The 16536-nt window shown below is 62.1% G+C and carries 16 protein-coding genes; 5 read left to right on the top strand and 11 right to left on the bottom strand.

Annotated elements, in window-relative coordinates; all coding sequences use genetic code 11:
* Nucleotides 1–54 precede the first annotated feature (54 nt).
* From EK369_RS18680 to EK369_RS18635, 10 genes are all read right to left on the bottom strand, one after another.
* On the bottom strand, nt 55–639 hold the full coding sequence (locus EK369_RS18680) for an amino acid synthesis family protein (RefSeq protein WP_127115793.1): 585 nt from the start codon (nt 637–639) through the stop codon (nt 55–57).
* Nucleotides 636–1217 (bottom strand): amino acid synthesis family protein, encoded by a 582-nt coding sequence (locus EK369_RS18675; protein ID WP_127115792.1) that lies wholly within the window; start codon nt 1215–1217, stop codon nt 636–638. Before EK369_RS18675 ends, EK369_RS18680 begins: the two co-directional genes overlap by 4 nt.
* Nucleotides 1210–2070, bottom strand: a complete 861-nt coding sequence (locus tag EK369_RS18670; RefSeq protein WP_127115791.1) for a UPF0280 family protein — start codon at nt 2068–2070, stop codon at nt 1210–1212. Before EK369_RS18670 ends, EK369_RS18675 begins: the two co-directional genes overlap by 8 nt.
* A complete protein-coding gene (locus EK369_RS18665) occupies nt 2070–3557 on the bottom strand; it encodes a 6-hydroxynicotinate reductase (RefSeq protein ID WP_127115790.1) in 1488 nt (495 codons plus the stop codon). The genes EK369_RS18670 and EK369_RS18665 overlap by 1 nt, the downstream gene beginning before the upstream one ends.
* A complete protein-coding gene (locus EK369_RS18660) occupies nt 3554–6289 on the bottom strand; it encodes a molybdopterin-dependent oxidoreductase (protein WP_127115789.1) in 2736 nt (911 codons plus the stop codon). The genes EK369_RS18665 and EK369_RS18660 overlap by 4 nt, the downstream gene beginning before the upstream one ends.
* Complete coding sequence (locus EK369_RS18655) at nt 6286–7104, bottom strand: FAD binding domain-containing protein (RefSeq protein WP_127115788.1); 819 nt, start codon at nt 7102–7104, stop codon at nt 6286–6288. The genes EK369_RS18660 and EK369_RS18655 overlap by 4 nt, the downstream gene beginning before the upstream one ends.
* Before the next feature lie 131 nt (nt 7105–7235).
* Nucleotides 7236–7838: an SMC-Scp complex subunit ScpB gene (gene scpB, locus EK369_RS18650; protein WP_127115787.1), complete on the bottom strand. Its 603-nt coding sequence runs from the start codon at nt 7836–7838 to the stop codon at nt 7236–7238.
* Nucleotides 7839–7840: 2 nt separating this feature from the next.
* Nucleotides 7841–8731: a DUF1403 family protein gene (locus EK369_RS18645; protein ID WP_127115786.1), complete on the bottom strand. Its 891-nt coding sequence runs from the start codon at nt 8729–8731 to the stop codon at nt 7841–7843.
* Nucleotides 8732–8816: 85 nt separating this feature from the next.
* Nucleotides 8817–9053, bottom strand: a complete 237-nt coding sequence (locus EK369_RS18640) for a WGR domain-containing protein (RefSeq protein ID WP_127115785.1) — start codon at nt 9051–9053, stop codon at nt 8817–8819.
* Nucleotides 9054–9150: 97 nt separating this feature from the next.
* The gene (locus EK369_RS18635) at nt 9151–10332 is read right to left on the bottom strand and encodes a replication initiation protein (protein WP_127115784.1); all 1182 of its coding nucleotides are present in this window, start codon (nt 10330–10332) and stop codon (nt 9151–9153) included.
* 522 nt (nt 10333–10854) lie between these two features.
* Between EK369_RS18635 and EK369_RS18630 the strand changes: the two genes are divergently transcribed.
* From EK369_RS18630 to EK369_RS18615, 4 genes are all read left to right on the top strand, one after another.
* A complete protein-coding gene (locus tag EK369_RS18630; protein WP_127115783.1) occupies nt 10855–12258 on the top strand; it encodes an AAA family ATPase in 1404 nt (467 codons plus the stop codon).
* Complete coding sequence (locus EK369_RS18625; protein WP_127115782.1) at nt 12251–13363, top strand: ParB N-terminal domain-containing protein; 1113 nt, start codon at nt 12251–12253, stop codon at nt 13361–13363. The genes EK369_RS18630 and EK369_RS18625 overlap by 8 nt, the downstream gene beginning before the upstream one ends.
* A 133-nt stretch (nt 13364–13496) precedes the next feature.
* Complete coding sequence (locus EK369_RS18620; RefSeq protein ID WP_127115781.1) at nt 13497–13754, top strand: type II toxin-antitoxin system ParD family antitoxin; 258 nt, start codon at nt 13497–13499, stop codon at nt 13752–13754.
* Nucleotides 13751–14086: a type II toxin-antitoxin system RelE/ParE family toxin gene (locus tag EK369_RS18615; RefSeq protein WP_127115780.1), complete on the top strand. Its 336-nt coding sequence runs from the start codon at nt 13751–13753 to the stop codon at nt 14084–14086. The genes EK369_RS18620 and EK369_RS18615 overlap by 4 nt, the downstream gene beginning before the upstream one ends.
* Here EK369_RS18615 and EK369_RS18610 read toward each other — a convergent pair.
* Nucleotides 14083–15186, bottom strand: a complete 1104-nt coding sequence (locus EK369_RS18610; RefSeq protein ID WP_127115779.1) for a tyrosine-type recombinase/integrase — start codon at nt 15184–15186, stop codon at nt 14083–14085. The genes EK369_RS18615 and EK369_RS18610 overlap by 4 nt on opposite strands.
* 387 nt (nt 15187–15573) lie before the next feature.
* On the opposite strand from EK369_RS18610, the gene EK369_RS18605 reads away from it, so the two are divergent.
* A partial coding sequence (locus tag EK369_RS18605) for a hypothetical protein (protein WP_206198119.1) occupies nt 15574–16536 on the top strand: 963 nt, incomplete at its 3' end.

The raw sequence follows: 16536 nt of genomic DNA, 5'->3' as shown, positions 1-16536 counted from the left end.
TCTACCTAACGCCATCCCGGTGTATTGAAAAGGTCTTCATCAGCTTGGTTCGCCCTACCGCAAACCGTCCTTGCCCTCGGCCTCGTCATGGGTCAGCCCCCCCACCCGCGGCAGTGGGCGTCCGCTGTCGGTGACAGCAACGGCCACCATGATCTCGTCGCGGCGGGGCGCGTCATTCAGCCTGACCTCGATGCCGTCGAAATGGCTGCGCACATAAGCGGCATCCTTGTGACCAAGAGGCACGTCCAGGACCTGACCCGGGCTGCCCATCTTCTTGGACGACGGCACCAGGGCTGCGCCCTTTTCGACCTCGGCCCGCAGTGGCGCGCCAAGTTTGGGGTGCAGCAGCGCTGCAGCATGTTCCAGCTCGCCATTTTCACCGACCATTGCCGATTTGCCGTAGCTCTCCGCCTCAGCCGGGGTGATCCCCAGCGCATCAACGCATTTCTTGCCCAGAAGCGCGCCCAGCTCGGCGCCAATCTCCATCAGGTCCGACAGATCCTCCTGATAGGATCCGGCAAAGGGGTTCTCGATCACCGCAACGGCAACCGCCTTGCGCGTTGCCGGGGAAATCGCCTTGCCGATCTCCATGTGGGTTTCTTCCACGTTGACCGCGATCTTTCTGATCTTCGCACTCATCTCAATCCATCCTCCCCGACAATATCTTTCGCTGCCAGACCGCCCGCGCGGTCATGAATACGCGCGCCGGTGCTCATCACCAGAACCAGCGCCATCTCGTTGGCCCTTGGCGCATCGTTCAACCCCACTTCCATCGAGTCAAAGTGGCTGCGCACGTATGACGCGTTGATATGCGTGATCGGCACGTCCAGCCGCCCACCGACGCCCGTGACCTTCTTGGTCGACGGCACGATGGCGTTCGAATTGTCCAAAAGCGCGCGCATCGCATAGCCGCCCGGCGCATGCCACAGCGCGCCGTGCTCCAGCTCTCCGGCTTCACCAACCAGCGCGCCCTTGCCATAGCCTTCCACGTTCTGAGGCCCGCCCAAAAGCGCGACCAGCCGTGCCGCCATCGACAGGCCCAGCGGTTTGAGATCCTCCATGAACCACTGGATGTCAGGCTCATAGCGCCCCGCAAACGGGTTTTCGATCACCGCGATGGCCGCCGCGCGTTGCAGGGTTTTTTCCGGCCTCGGACCGCCCTCGTGAAAAATCTCTTCAACGGAATACGCGGTCTTGCGCACGATAAGTTCAGGCATATGCGTCCTCTCTGTTCCGGAGCGCAAAGAGCCGCGCACCAGTTGTCCTTACCCGACCTTGCAGGAACAAGGCCGCACTGTGAATACGGGTCTGATCGCAGTAGGTCTGCGCGCGCTGAACGCCCCGACCCAACGCGACGTCACAGGCCTGATCTGTCAGTGGTCCACAACCGACAACAACCGGCAGATCGCCCAAATCCCCCTGATCGCCCAGCTCTGACGCCGGGCGGCGTGTCACCGCCGCATGGTCTGGCAGATCAACGGCATTTGCACAAAGGGTGGCCGCCACATCTGCAATCGCCGCGGTTTTGGCCAGAACAGTCACGCTGTCTGCAATCCCCAGACTGTGACTGCGCCCATGCCGGCCACTCGTCGCGATACCCCCCACACCATCACCTGCCGATACCTCGATCCGGCCCAGCGGGTTGCCCGCGTGGTCCTGCATCGCCGTCCCGAACGTGGCGCCATCCCCCAGGAACAGCGCGATATCGCCGCCGTTGTTGACATAAGCCCGCTCGCAAATCGCATTGGCCAGCATGGCGTGCAACATCTCATCGGCCACCGCACCCGCCACCGCGATCATGCGCGTCATGAAACCCGCGTCGACAAAGGGCATCGCCGCCCTGTGCATGCGCTGTGCCACCGGCCCGCCGGGGGGCCGGGTCTCGGCGCCCAATGGCGCGCGCAACTCTGTAAGCTCATCAACCAGCTCCTGCAGAACCGTTTGAAACCGCTCGGTTGCGGCGGCAAAGGCCCGGTCACGTTGCCCGTCGACCCCGATAATCAGATCAATAGGCCCGTGCTGCAGATGCAACCTGCGCCCGTCCGGCAGGATATGTGCTGTGGGCTGCATCACGGGTCCTTCTTGGACCAGCGAAAGTTTCCACGCGCCATCGGGTCATGCGCGCTGGGGTTTTGCGCCACGTGGCGCGCCGCCTCCCTGTTGATCTGGTCAACCGGTCTGACCTCATCCATATGCCCGCCCAGCGTTTGATAATCGCTGACCCGCAGGGTGAACTCGATCGGCGCCACCAGCGCGGGCGTCGGCACATAGCCAAAGGACTGCGTCGGCATGTCCAGAACGTCCACCATCACCGTGATCCCGCCACCGGGCCAGACATAGGTGTCGGCCCCGCCACAGGACACATGGGTCAGCGACTCTTTCACCGAGCGTGTCAGGCGCACGGGGTTTTCCGTCACCCCCGCCCTCAGACTGCCCCCTGCCCCGGCCATGAACAGGACCGAGCACACCGAGGGTTCGCAGTTTTCCGCAATCAGCTCGGAGGCGGCAACCAAGGCCTTTGGCGCAGGTTTGGGCTGCGGCACCAGATCAGCATCCAGCTCGTAATAGGCGTATTGCTCGCCCGTCGTTGAAACCATCAACACGCGCAGCCCTTCCCAGGCCACCGCGGGCTTGAACGGTCCAAGGATCTTCAGGGGGTCTTCGATATCCGTTCCGCCCCATCCGGTGCCCGGATTGGCCACCTGAAAATAGCGACCGGGAGTCGACCGGCGACCCAGCAACTTGATGCCCGTGGGCGGCACGTCCAGCTGTTTGCCGGCCTCATGCTCGGACAACACGCCGGTGATGTGATCGTCCACCACCACCACTTCGTCTGCGTGATCCAGCCATTGCATGGCAAACATGCCAATCGTCGCCGAGCCACAACCGACGCGCATCAGCTTTTCTTCCTCGCCATTGATGATGGGCGCCTTGCCTGCTTCGACCACCACGTCGGTCTGATGATCCTCTTCACCGATCTGCATCGTGACCGCCTCGCGGTTGCACAGACGCATCAGCGCGTCGCAGGTGACGCGGCCCTCTTTCTTGCTGCCGCCGGTCAGGTGTTCAACACCCCCCAATGACAACATCTTCGAGCCGTATTCCGAGGTCATCACATGACCAATCGGTTCGCCATCGACATAAACGATATCGCGCTCATGCCCGATGTGACGATCCGTGTCGATTTTCACCTTCACGCCGCAATAGCTGAATATCCCCTCGGTGACGACCGTCACCATGTCCACGCCCTCGACATCCTGGCTGACGATAAAGGGCGCAGGTTTATAATCCGGATAGGTCGTGCCCGCCCCCACCGCGGTGACAAAGGGGCGCTCGCCCTGAATGATGTCGCCATCCCAGCTGTCTTCCGCGCCTTCGGGCATAAAGGGCACAAGCTTCTGACTGCCGCCCTGGATGATGGTCAACGGATCAAGCCGCACCAGCTGTCCATCGTGGTTGGCATAGCGGTCACAGGCCCCGGCATTGCCATCGGCGATGTAGCACATCACCGGGCAGGCATCGCAGCGGATCTTGGCGGGTTTCACACGTTCAGTCATGACAGCGCCTTTACAATTTCCATGCGCACCAAGGATGGCGTCGCTGGCACTTTGGTGATCCGCACGCCGGTCGCTGACTTGATCGCATTCAGGATCGCGGGCGCGGTGGGGATCAGCACATGTTCCCCCAGACCCTTGGCACCATAGGGGCCATGCGCATCGGGTTCTTCGATGATGATCGTCTCAATCGGGGGAATGTCCCCGATGGTGGGGATCAGATAGTCATGCAGGTTCTCGGTGCGTACGGGGATGTATTCCTCCATCAGCGCCATCCCAAGACCCTGGGCAATCCCGCCATGGACCTGGCCCTCGACCAGCATGGGGTTGATGGCCTGCCCCACATCATGAGCCGCCACAAACTTTGTCGGAGTCACCGTGCCCATGGCGATATCCACGTCCACCACCACCAGATGCGCGGCATAGCCGAACTGCGCATAAGGCACGCCCTGCCCATTGGCATCCAGGGGCACCGTTGGCGGGTCATAGGTTTCCTCGGCCCGGAACACATAGCCCTCAGCATCCGGCGCCAACTGCGCCAGATCCAGAACGTGCCGCCCTTGGGCGTCCTCGGCCACCAGTGTTGCACCCTCCAGGCTCAGCGTGGCATCCGAGCCCACGTTGATCTTTTCCAGCACCTGCGCGCGCAGCGCCTCGCCAGACAGCCGCGCCGCATTGCCCGACACATAAGTCTGCCGCGAGGCCGAGGTTTTCCCCGCATCCGGCGTCACATCCGTGTCCGCCCCGACAATGCAGATTTCAGAGATGGGCAGACCCAAAGCCGTGGCAAAGATCTGTGTGATGACCGTATTGGCCCCCTGCCCGATGTCCATGGCCCCCTGGTGCAAGACCACGCGACCTTGTGCATCAATGCCCGACTTGATCGTCGAGGGGTTCGGCAACGAGGTATTGCCACAGCCATACCAGCCCGCCGCAACACCCACACCGCGCCGGATACTGTCCTGTGGCGCGTTAAACGCCTCGGCTTTTGCGCGTTCGCGTCCCCAGGCAGGCCGCAACGCCTCCAGACAGGCCCTGATCCCGACGCCCTGCTGAAAAACCTGACCGCAGACCGTGGGCACGCCATTGTCCAGCGCATTGGCGATCCGGAACTCCAGCGGATCCAGCCCCAGCTTGTCCGCCAGCTCGTCAAACAGGCTTTCCTGGGCAATCGCGGCCTGTGGCACCCCAAAACCCCGAAACGCGCCCGCCGGAGGGTTGTTGGTGTGAATGCCCTTGGATTCCGCCCGGTAATCACTGATCGCATAAGGACCCGAAGCATGCACCGGCACCCGATTGGCAACGGTCGGTCCCCAGCTTGCATAAGCCCCGGTGTCGAACTCACCGTAAAAATCGAACCCGGTGATCTTGCCCTCTTTCGAAGCCCCGATCCGCAGGGTGATGTCCGACGGGTGGCGCTTGGTCGAACTTTGCATCGACTCGCTGCGCGAATAGCACAAACGCACCGGCTGCCCGGTCTTCAGCGCCGCAAGCGCCAGATAGGGCTGCACCGTCAGATCAAGCTTGGCGCCAAAGCCCCCGCCAACAGCCGTTGGCACGATGCGGATTTGACTGCGATCCATGCCCAGAATGATCTGAAGGCTTTCCAGATCCATCACCGGTGCCTGCGTGCAGGCATGTACCTCGACCCGCCCGTTGACCATTTCCGCAAACCCGGCTTCCGGCTCGATATAGCCATGTTCAACAAAGCCGCTCTGATACCGGGCTTGCACCGTGACGTCAGCTCGCTCCAGCGCAGTTTGCGGATCGCCACAGGTCACAAAGCCCCCGCACATCACATTGCGCGCGCGCTCAGCGTGCAACTGTGCCGCCTGCGCCTCTTGCGCCGCAACGATATCCGTGGCCGCGGGCAACTCTGTCCAAACCACCGGAAAGGTGTCCGGATCGAAATCAACCAGAAACCCCGGCTCTGCCACGATCGCGGCCACGGCCTCACCGCGAAACCGTGCCTCGCCTTCGGCAAAGACCGGCTGATCGGCGAATTGCGGGATCACCCCAAAGACATTCTGCCCGGGAATATCCGCCGCCGTCAGAACCGCTTCGACCCCCTCTTTCGCTGCGAATGCGTCAAGCGCCCCAAAGGCAAACGCCGCGCGGGCAAACGGCGACCGGATGACAAAGACCTCAAGACACCCCGCCGGGGCAACATCGTCGCCAAAGATTTCCCCGCCGGAAACCTTGGGGCCCCCGTCCAGCTTGCGCACCGACGTGCCAACCGCGCCGCCGCCATCCATGGCAATGGCCGGTGCCCCCATGACCGCATCAATGATCTTCCGGTACCCGGTACACCGACACAGCACACCCCCAAGGGCATCCTGAACCTGCGCTTCGCTTGGCGCGTCGGTCTCCCGCAACAGCGCCACCGCCGACACCATCATGCCCGGCGTGCAGATCCCGCACTGCGCCGCTCCGTGATTCTGGAACCTGTCAGCCAGCTTTTTCGTGTCGGGATCGCTCTGATACAGACCGGCAAGTGTTTCGACTGTCTTTGCCTCGGCCTGATGCGCCGGGGTCAGGCAGGCGCAAACCGGCTTGCCGTCCAGCAGAACCGTACAGGCCCCGCAATCCCCCGCATCACAGCCGATCTTGACGTCCCGCGCGCCCAGATCTTCCCTCAGCACTTCGGACAGACGCTGACCGGGATAGGGCGCAGCCGTCACGGGCGCGTTGTTCAATGTGAACTTCAAAGGTGCCTGCCGCAGATGATCTTTCATGTCCCTGCCGCCTTTATGATGGCCCGTCTGATCTGTTCGCCCACCGCATCAAGCCGATACGCCGATGTCCCGCGCACATCGTCAATCGGTGACAACGGCGCCAGATGTGCGGGCGTCACGGTGACCCTGTCAGGCGCCAAACCAACCACATCCTGTTCAAGCGCGGTCAGCCGTTGGGCAACCGCCGAGCATGCCCCAACCGCGATCCGTGCCGAGGCAATGCGCCTATCCCGATCCAGCACAATATTGACCGCCGTCATGCAGATCGAAATGACCAGGTACCTGCGGCTCCCCAGCTTTTCGAATGCCGACTGGCTGGCGGCCTCCTGCGGCGGGATCCAGATGCCCGAAACCATCTCATCCGGGGCAAGGTCGGTCTGACGCACGCCGGTGATGAAATCCGCCAGCTTCACATCGCGCCGCCCGCGCCTTGCACTTTCGATTTCAACCCTTGCATCCAGCGCCAAAAGAGCCGGCACACCGTCCGCCGCAGGCGAGGCATTGCAGATATTGCCCACCACGGTTCCGGCGTTCTGTATCTGGATACTGCCAACCTCTCTGGCTGCAGCCTTCAGGGCATCAAACGCCGCCGGAAGCTCTGCGGCCACCACATCGCTCCATGTCACCGCGGCCCCTAAACGCGTTCCCCCGTCGGACTGCGACACCAGCGACAGCCCCTCGATCCGCTTTACATCCAGATAGACCTCCGGCGCCCGGCCCTGTTTGGCCGCCGGGTACACATCCGTACCACCGGCAACAATCCTTGCACCGCCCTGCGCAAGAATCTCCAACGCTTCGGAAAGAGCATTCGGCATATGGTAACTCACCGTGCACCTCGGTTTTTGTTTGCACACAAATGATATTTCGACAAATCAAACCCTGTCAACAAGGTTTCAGGCGAATTGCGGGGTTTCTCATGGGACCGGCGTCCAGCGCCAACCCGATTCTACGTGCCTTGTGTGACCGTGTTCAAAACACCTGCGTCATGCAGCTGTTCCCGATCCGGCAGGTCCTGCAGGCTTTCAAGCCCAAAGGCCTCAAGAAACTTCTCTGTCGTCACAAACGTATAGGGCGCACCGCGCCGCGGGCTCCGAGGGCCGGTGGTGATCAGTTCGAGACTATTCAGCCGCCCGATCAGGTCGCGGCTGATGTTCCTGCCAAAGATGTCGCGCAAACCGTCCCGGGTAATGGGCTGGGAATAGGCAATCGCCGTCAGAACCGCGACATCAAACTCGCGCAGCCCCAGATCCTGCCGTGAAACATCCGCCGCCGCGCGGATCACGTCGCCATAGGCCGGACGGGTGTGCAATGTCCAACCCTCCTGTATCGCCACAACCGTGTAGGGCCGATCGATCAACGCGGCCTTCACGTCTTCGACCAGCACATCCACCACGACCCCCTGCCCCACGATCCTGGCAAGGTCCTCGCGTGAGACCGGCGACGCGCTGGCGAACAGAACCGCCTCGACGCGGCGCATCCATTCCCGCCAGCGCAAATCCTGCGGCAAATCCTCCAGCTCCCGGTCAATCACGACGTCGCCCCGGCTCATCGCTACACCCCATAGAGCCGGAACGTATCCCGCCCGGTCAACTCGCGCACCGCCCCCAACTCGACCAGCCGATCACACAGGCGCCGGGCGGCCCGGTCTGACCGCAACGAGGTCAGCGCCGAGGGCGCCACCGCATCCTGCGTCAGGAAAAGCTGCACGGCCGCCTCCGCCCCCCTGGCGCGCAGCTTTGGTGCGGCGGTCTGCAATCGCATCCTGCGCCGCGCCAGATCCGTGGCCAGCGCACCAACCTGCGGCACCGCCTTCAGGATCGCCTGATGACACGCCAGCCCTAGCTCTGATCCGGTCTCTCGCGGCGCTCGGGTCCCAAACCCCAGCGTCAGGATCGGCGTGATCCGATCCCACCCAAGCGCCCGCGCCAAGGCCGCCTCTGCCAGGATCAGCGCAAACGCCTGTTGCCTTGGCATATCCGCCAGCACGGCCTCCAAAACACCAGCCGCCTGCGACACCGGTGACCCCCGGCCCGCATCCAACCACATGGCGATCCGGTCCGGTGCGTGGTCTCCCAGCGTGCGGGACAATGATGCAACCGTCCCCTTTCGATCCACCGCATGCTGCCAGGCAAGATAGGTTTTGCCCGCCGGACCGGGTTGATCGCCGGGGCGCAGGAAATGGACTTCGTCGCGCAAGTCCGCCGCCCTTTCCGGCCTGCCAGAATAGGCAAGACAGGCCTCTGCGGACAGCAGCGCAAGACGCTGCCGCAGCAGGGATGCAGGCACGAGACCGGACGCCAACACATGGTCGAGATGAGACACCGCAGCCCCGGACAAAAACGCAATGTCCGCATCAGACTGACCCCGACCAGACCTGATCCACGCAGGAAGCCTGGGCACAGTGTCGGAAAACTCCACGATCGGGGCGTCAGAAAAACTCATAGGCTTCCATAACAACAGGCGGCGCTATGCGCCACTGTTTGCGGCAAAAACCGCCGCTCTTCAGAGCGGCACCCAATCCGCGCCCCTACCCTTGGCAGGCGCTGTATCCTCGGCGGTATTTTCGCGCTGACAACCGGTCCAGCGCCGCCTCGGCCTCTTCGCGGGTCGCGGCATAGTCGACCATGCGCTGCCCGCCCGCCGCTCCGATCCGCCCCCATTCGCGGATCAGGCACCACTCGCCAAACAGCGTCTGCGCGACATGCATCGCGTAGAACCGCCATTGATGGGCTTCGGGATTGATCTTTTCCAGCCGGACAAACATCAGGGCCTCCTGATGTGAATCCTAGGGGACTCTGGGTCCAAAGTGAATCCTCTGGACAGCAAAAAACAGTCTCTAACACAGGGGGTTTTGCTGTTTTTCAGGTCAGACCTTCAAAAATGTCCGGGTCCATTTCGGCCCAAAAGGCAAAGATCGCCTGGATGTTCAGCGGCGAAACCCAGCCAAAGCGCTCAAAGTTCGCCCGTGCCACGTCGTCGTCCAACAGGCTCAGGAACAGCCGCTTGTCGGCATCGCGTTGCGTGGGCGAGCGGGCTTCGATCGCCGCCTGCACCCGGCGCAGACGCTCGGCCTTGTCGGTCAGCGGCGCCGAGGTCTCGCGCCCCTGCCCCTCTTCGCGGTAATCCTCTTTCAGCGCGGCACTCAGATAGCCGACCTTGCTTTTGACGTCCTTGCGCTGTTCGACATACTCCAGCTTTGCCGCCACCTGGTCTTCGCCATAGGCCCCCAGCCATTGCCGCGCCAGCCGGTCGCTGACGCCCAGATCGCGCAGGCGGCCATAGATCGCCCCGTGCCGCAGCGCACCGCCATCGTCCAGATCCAGAATCGCCAGCTGCGGGTTTTCCTTGATGCGGAACCGGATTTCCGTCACCACCCTGCCCTTCTTGCGGGTCTCCGGTTCGATCACGATGTTGCTGGTCTTGTTGACCTCGGCCACTGCCGGTTTGATGACCTTGGCATTGAGGTGCTTGTAGCTCTCGTAATAGCTCGACCCATCCAGCCCCATCAGCCGCCGGAACAGCTCCATCGGCCACCAGCCCGTGCTGCCGGTACGGATGAACCGGTAACAGTTTTCATACAGCGCCAGTGCGTGCCCCGAGGTGAACTTGCGCTGAATGTTAAGGTTGATCAGCGCAAAGACCTTGGGGTCGTGCAGCTTTTCCGCCAGCGCCGGGGAATAGGCGTATTCACATACGCCGCCCTTTAGCTTGGCATAACTCAACAGGCTCGACACGCCCCACTCCTGCTGTCCCTTTTCGTCCAGCATGTCCCACTCGGCCACCGTCTCGGCCAGCCCGCGCAGCGACGCCTTGAGCGTGTCCATGTCGTTCGAGTTGTAGCCGATCATCAGACACAAGGTGCGCGCGTCGATCGCGTGTTTGTTCTGACTGGTCAGCGTGTCATAGGCGTTCAGCAACAGAACATTCGACAGCTTGCGCTGCAGCAATGTCAGCTTGCCCGAGACGTGGATCGCCGCCACGTGTTTCTTTACCGCCCCGCGCCGCAATGCGCCGGTCAACTGATCGCGTGGAATATCGTCCATCGCCCTGCCCTTTTTCTTTTTATTATGCGCTGAAAGGCACCTGAAATCAACGGCCCTTTGGGTGCCCTAATTTGCAGCCGAGTGATCCCGTAAACGGGTGCCCTTTGTGGATAAGTGCCCGGCCACGCGGTCATTCGGGTACCCATTTACAGGAGGGTTTCATTCCGATTATCGCAAAGACCGCTGGTTTAGGGTCTAATACACCTCTAACCGGACTCTGGCGCCCGTCTTCCCGCGAATCGGCACCTGAGCGCCTGTTGACGGGTACCCTTGATCCTGTATCCGGGTGCCTTTCGTCCTGTAAGCGGGCACCTAAATCATCCTAGGTATCTGATTTACAAGGGTTTTCTACTGGTAAAGATTCCAAAGACTCTAAAGATTCTACAATCTATCTGTCGTTGTTTTCTTTGAATGAGATCAGGTTTCGCGGCGAAACCGCCCTGGATGATTCCAATTTGCCTTGTGATGTGCGATAGTTTCGGCAAAATCACAAATCAAGCAGAACATCGCATTGGAACCAAGATGACCGCAGGCAAAGACCCCCTCCCCCCTTACTTCAACATCGACCCCGCGGCGGCGGCGGCCAAGTTGTCTGATCCTATCGACACCGCCCGATTCGCGAAAGCGGCGGCTTTCGCTGCGAAAGGGCGCGAGGATCTGGCCCGTCGCGGTTATGCCCCAGACGGCAAAAAACGCCTGCGTCGGTTTTCCACCTGGGAGATCTGCAAGTTCCTGATCCCCGTCGCCCCGGCCCATTTCCGGCGCGTGCTCAAGAAATACCCCGATCTGCCGCAGGGCGTGGGCGAGGGCAATTCCAAGTGGTTCTCGCTCGACGATGTCCTGAAGCTCCGCGCGCATTTCGCCGCCGAGGGCGCGCAGGACCGCGAGTACCAGCCCTGGCGCCCCGAGGGCCTGCCGGCCAAGATCGTTGCCGTCTCGAACTTCAAGGGCGGCACGTCCAAGACCACCACCACCGCTCACCTCGCCATGTCCGCCGCGCTGGACGGGTACAAGGTGCTGGTGATCGACCTCGACAGCCAGGGATCGCTCACCTCGATTATGGGCGGCGATGTGCCCGACGAATGGTCCACCGCCTTTCCGCTCATGGCCAAGGATTACGCCCAGGCCGTCCTGTCCGAAAACAGCGTCCGCGAGGCGTCCGGCGCGACCCCCCTGCCCTTTGACGAGACCCTGACCGAGGCGCTGAACGTCTCGGCCCGCGACATCATCCAGCCGACCCACTGGCCCAACATCGACCTGCTCGGCGCGCAGCTCAATCTCTACTGGGCCGAGTTCCAGATCCCCGTCTGGCGTATGGGCCTGCGCAGCTGGCCACTGTGGGACGCGCTGACCAATGCGCTGACCAACGAACGCATCGTTGACGATTACGATATCATCCTCTTGGATACTCCCCCGGCCCTTGGCTATCTCACCATCAACGCCCTGGCCGCCGCCGACATCCTGCTGGTGCCGCTCGGGGCCTCGTTCCTCGAGTTCGACTCAACAGGCCGGTTTTTCGACATGCTCTATTCGACATTTGCCAGCGTGGAAGAAGGCGAAAACGCCGCCCGCCGTCGCGATGGCTTGCCCGAGGTCAAGTTCGAATGGGACGCCGTGCGCGCGCTGATCACCCGCTTTGATGCCGGGCAGCAGACCGATCTGGCGAACGTGATCCAGGCCTATTTTGGCGACTTCATGACCACCTATCGTCAGGACATGACCGCCATGGTGGGTCAGGCCGGCGAACAGGTGAACGGGATCTACGAGGCGGATTATCGCGAGTTCAACCGTGACACCTATGTTCGGGGCCGCGAGACTTTTGACCGGACCTGGGCCGAGGTGAAAGAGATCATCCTCGGGACCTGGTGGCGGGACCTGCAACAGGCCAAGGAAGATCAGGCAAACGAGGAGAGCACAAATGGCTAAACGCAGAAAGCTCGAAGCCCCCAGCACCGCTGACATCGACAAGCTGGAACAGGAGTTTCGCCGCGAAACCTCTGCGCCCGCCGCGCCTTCGGGGCGTGGCCTCGCACCCATCGCGCAGGTTGCCGCCGACAGCGCAGCGCTTGCGCAGCCCATGGGCACCGCCGACCGTGCCCGTCAGGCCGAGCTGGAAGCCAGCGAAGGCCAGCTCAAGGCCGCCAAAGCAGATGGTCGCCTGCTGGTCGATCTGCCCGTGGGCGAGATCGACGCCGACGCCATGGTCCGCGACCGTTCGACGTTGGACCCCGACGAAATGCTTGAGTTGCGCCTGTCGATTTCCGCCAATGGCCTGCGCCTGCCGGTCGAGGTCTTTGAACTGCCCCAGGGCGCAGACGGTCCGCGCTATGGACTGTTGTCGGGCTATCGCCGCCTGATGGCCGTGCGCGAGCTTCTGGGTCTGACCGAGCAGGACAAATACAAGACCATCCGCGCCATTATCCGTCCCATGGCCGAGGCCGATGCTGCCTTTGTCGCCATGGTGGAAGAGAACGAGGTGCGCTCGGAACTCAGCCAGTTTGAGCGCGGCCGCATCGCCGTGATCTCGGCGCAGCAGGGGGCCTTTCTGAATGTCGAGGATGCGGTCAACAAATTGTTTGCCACCGGCTCCAAGGCCAAGCGCTCCAAAGTGCGCAGTTTTGCCCTGATCTTTGAAGAGCTGGGCGACATGCTCGAGTTTCCCGATGCCCTCAGCGAGCGTCGCGGCCTGCGTCTGGCCCAGGCACTGCGGCAGGGGGCCGAGGCCCGTATCCGCGACGCGCTGGCCTTGGCCACACCCGCCAACGCCGACGAGGAATGGGCCGAGGTCGAGACGGTGATTGCCAAGCTGGACGACGTCGAACACGATCCCAAACGCGGCGGGCGACCGAAAAAGCCCAAGCCGATTTCCGGCTGGCAGAATGCCGATACGCTGGTCACATCCTCGGGCATCACGATCCGCCAGACCCACGATTCCAAGGGGTACATCCTGCGGTTCGAGGGCGGAAGGCTCGACAAGGATCTGATGGACAGTCTGGTGGCCGAGATCCAGCATCTGCTGGAAAAGCCATAATCCCGCACCTGAATGACCACGAGGGCAGGGGAGGTTTCGCCGCGAAACCTCCCTTTTCTTTTGCCGGGTTTCGCAGGCCATCATTGCCCGGCGGCGGCCATTGGCATATATTGCCAACCAAGGAGGCCCCACCATGGTCACACGCAATGTCGTTCTTACCGATGCTCAGGATCAGCTGGTTCAGGCTCTGGTCGCCTCTGGCCGCTATCAGAACGCCAGCGAGGCTTTGCGCGCGGGTCTGCGCCTGTTGGAGCAGGAAGAGGCACAGGTGCTGAGCATTCAACAGGGTCTGCGCGAGGGGCTGGAACAGGCCGCGCGCGATGATCTGGCACCGGGCAGCGGTGCCGAGGCCATCCGGCGCGCCTTTGCCAGAGCCCGCACCGCCTCATGAGTCGAAGCTTTCGGCTGACCCGCCGCGCCGAGGACAGCCTGACCGGGATTGCCCGGTGGACGATTGACACCTTTGGCCCGCGGCAGGCTGATCTCTACCAGGCCGAGCTGATCGCCCGCTGCGAGGCCATCGTTGCCGGGCGGGTCCACAGCCGCAGTTGTGCGGTGCTGGTGGATGGGGCCGAGGACCTGCGGTTTCTCAGGGCAGGCGAACACTTTCTGGTGTTTCTGGAGCGCCCGGAAGAGGTCATCATCGTCGACATCCTGCATTCCCGCAGCGATCTGCCGCGCCATGTTCAGGCGCTCGCGGTGTTGCGCGGGCAGGGGGGCTAAAGCCCCGCGGCTTTGGTCAGGTTGACCCGGAACCGATCCCGGCGACGTTGGTAGCGGCGGGTCATTTCGGCCGAGGCATGGCCAAGCTGTTTCTGGACATAGCGTTCGTCGACTTCTGCGCTGCTGGCCAGCCCGGCGCGCAAACTGTGGCCCGAGAACAGCGCAAGACGTTCCGCCTCGGGCAGCTCGGCACGGATGCCCGATGTCCTCACGGTCTGCTTGATCAGCCGGGCGACATGCTTGTCGCTCAGCCGGGCGTCCAGGGCCTTCTTGCCATCACGAGAGGTGCGCACGAAGACCGGCCCAAAGTCGATCTTGGCAAAGTGCAACCATTGCTCCAGGGCGTGCACAGGGCAGGTCTGATCGCTGGACCCGCGCCCGATCTCGACCTCGCGCCAGCCGGTCTTGGCGTTGAGCGTCAGGAGGGCGCCGTCATCGAAGAGGTCAATCCAGCCGCCCGAGTCGGGGCTGTCGTCCTTGCCGTGGTCCAGACCCACAATTTCCGACCGCCTGAGACCTCCGGCATATCCCACAAGCAGGATCGCCCGGTCACGCAGGCCGCGCAGGTCATAGGGCAGGGTGGCCACCATGGCGAGGATGTCCTCGGGCAGGATGGCCGCTTTCTGAACTGGTGGGCGTGCATGCTTGCGCTTGATCCCGGCGAGCACGGCGGCGATGTGGCGATCCCTGCGATCGAGGGTGAAACCCCGCTGCGTGACGTTCCACGCGAGGCCAGAGAGGCGGCGCTCGATCGTGCTGACCGAGAGGGCAGGGGAGGGGCCCGTACCAGAGGCCAGATCGGCAAGGTAGAGACCGATCATCTCGGGCGATGGGGGCAGGGGGTCTGTTCCCTTCAGACGGCACCAGCGGGCAAAATGCGCCCAGTCCGCGGCATAGGCTCTGTTGGTGTTCTCGGCCGTCGCGGCGCGGGCATAGTCGCGGGCGGTGTCGACGAGGCGATTAAGGGTGCCGGAGCCGGCAATATGGACGGGCAGGGCGATTGGATCGCTCTCGTCCAGCGGAGCAGAGGAGGATGCCTGAGGCGAGGTTGAGCGGGAAATCCCGGCCTCTGAAGGCGTGTTTGGGGGTGTATGGGCCATGTTTCGCAACGAAACCACATTATGTCCGATAATGCAAACTTATTGGACATAGCGAGGAACGGCAAGTGGCGGCGGTTAGGGTATTGAAACTCGGTGGAAAGCGCCGCTATGGGTAAAGCGCCGCTGTGGGAAAGAGTTGCGATGTTCCCGACACCCCTGGTCCCGCATTGTTTCACTTTTTAAGTTTCTTGGACCTTTTTCTAAGTTTGCTTGGATTGTTAACAAACTTCTGCTTAACGTGACGAGCGCGGTTTGGATGAGGCCAATTCTTCTATGTAAGCGAAACGCTTAGGTGAAAGTTCCTCATCCGGCAATTGAATGGGACATCGCAGTCTGGAGTGAGCGATAAAAGCTCGACCAAGGACTTGCGGCAAGAAGGCTGGCAGGATGTACAAGAAACTTTTCACTTTGTGTGCAGCAATGGCAACTGGGTTGGCGGGTGTTGTGGCAACACCCTCGCCTGCGGCGGCGGCTACCTTTTCCGGCCCGATCACAACTGCCTTGAGCGGGACGTGCACAAGCGCCAGCAATACACTTCTGCAACAATTGATCGTAATCGGCTCCAGCGAGTTTACCACAACAGACCGCGTTGTGACGTTTCCGGGTGGCTCGACACTCGCGCAGGACGATTTTGCAATCTACCTTGTGGACAGTGCCGGTATCATCATCGGGGCAGGAGGTGGCGGTGTTGAACCCTCAATCGCACTGCCGGCAAACCAGTTTTTTCTTATCGCGCAGATGCCGCTGACAGCGGCGGGCAATGTCACCGCCTATATGGTCGATGAACTCGACACGTTTCCCGACCAATCCCTTGGTGCCACTTTTTCCAATCCCGGTGCTGCGGTCAAAGGGTCAAACAGCTTTAACCTTGTTGCGATCGAGCCCGATTGCGCCTTTGTGGCCGGGGACACCACTGCGCCGCGCATCTCATCCGTTTCGCGCCAGACACCGTCCGGTTCGCCGACCAATGCCGATAGTTTGACATGGCGGATCGTCTTTGACGAGACCGTGCAAAACGTCAGCTCCGGGGACTTCACGCTCGCCGGGCCAACCGGAGCTGCCATCTCAACATCCGGCTCGGGGACGACTTATGACATTACCGCCAGCGGTGGAAATCTGGCCGGCTACAACGGCACGGTGACGCTGGGCTTTGCAGGCGGGCAGAATATTCAGGATGCTTCCAGCAATGCGCTGAGCAACACCACACCAACCGGGACAAACGAAAACACCTTTGATCTTGACAACGCGGCCCCCAGTTTCGTCACCGCCGTTCGGCAAAACCCGACCGCGGAAGACACCAGTGCCGATACGCTGACATTCCGTGTGACGTTCAGCGAGGCAGTGGCAAGC

The sequence above is a fragment of the Shimia sediminis genome (genome assembly GCF_003990645.1).
In the GTDB taxonomy this organism is placed as follows: Bacteria; Pseudomonadota; Alphaproteobacteria; order Rhodobacterales; family Rhodobacteraceae; genus Shimia; species Shimia sediminis.
Note: the sequence above shows the minus strand (reverse complement) of the source record. Positions and strands in the feature narration are given on the sequence as shown.

What these genes read in the sequence shown, in the direction of transcription:
- EK369_RS18645 (WP_127115786.1), bottom strand. Translation starts at nt 8,731, where the DNA reads ATGAGTTTTTCTGACGCCCCGATCGTGGAGTTTTCCGACACTGTGCCC.
- EK369_RS18630 (WP_127115783.1), top strand. Translation starts at nt 10,855, where the DNA reads ATGACCGCAGGCAAAGACCCCCTCCCCCCTTACTTCAACATCGACCCC.
- EK369_RS18610 (WP_127115779.1), bottom strand. Translation starts at nt 15,186, where the DNA reads ATGGCCCATACACCCCCAAACACGCCTTCAGAGGCCGGGATTTCCCGC.
- EK369_RS18620 (WP_127115781.1), top strand. Translation starts at nt 13,497, where the DNA reads ATGGTCACACGCAATGTCGTTCTTACCGATGCTCAGGATCAGCTGGTT.
- scpB (WP_127115787.1), bottom strand. Translation starts at nt 7,838, where the DNA reads ATGAGCCGGGGCGACGTCGTGATTGACCGGGAGCTGGAGGATTTGCCG.
- EK369_RS18640 (WP_127115785.1), bottom strand. Translation starts at nt 9,053, where the DNA reads ATGTTTGTCCGGCTGGAAAAGATCAATCCCGAAGCCCATCAATGGCGG.
- EK369_RS18680 (WP_127115793.1), bottom strand. Translation starts at nt 639, where the DNA reads ATGAGTGCGAAGATCAGAAAGATCGCGGTCAACGTGGAAGAAACCCAC.
- EK369_RS18655 (WP_127115788.1), bottom strand. Translation starts at nt 7,104, where the DNA reads ATGCCGAATGCTCTTTCCGAAGCGTTGGAGATTCTTGCGCAGGGCGGT.
- EK369_RS18635 (WP_127115784.1), bottom strand. Translation starts at nt 10,332, where the DNA reads ATGGACGATATTCCACGCGATCAGTTGACCGGCGCATTGCGGCGCGGG.
- EK369_RS18665 (WP_127115790.1), bottom strand. Translation starts at nt 3,557, where the DNA reads ATGACTGAACGTGTGAAACCCGCCAAGATCCGCTGCGATGCCTGCCCG.
- EK369_RS18625 (WP_127115782.1), top strand. Translation starts at nt 12,251, where the DNA reads ATGGCTAAACGCAGAAAGCTCGAAGCCCCCAGCACCGCTGACATCGAC.
- EK369_RS18670 (WP_127115791.1), bottom strand. Translation starts at nt 2,070, where the DNA reads ATGCAGCCCACAGCACATATCCTGCCGGACGGGCGCAGGTTGCATCTG.
- EK369_RS18660 (WP_127115789.1), bottom strand. Translation starts at nt 6,289, where the DNA reads ATGAAAGATCATCTGCGGCAGGCACCTTTGAAGTTCACATTGAACAAC.
- EK369_RS18615 (WP_127115780.1), top strand. Translation starts at nt 13,751, where the DNA reads ATGAGTCGAAGCTTTCGGCTGACCCGCCGCGCCGAGGACAGCCTGACC.
- EK369_RS18675 (WP_127115792.1), bottom strand. Translation starts at nt 1,217, where the DNA reads ATGCCTGAACTTATCGTGCGCAAGACCGCGTATTCCGTTGAAGAGATT.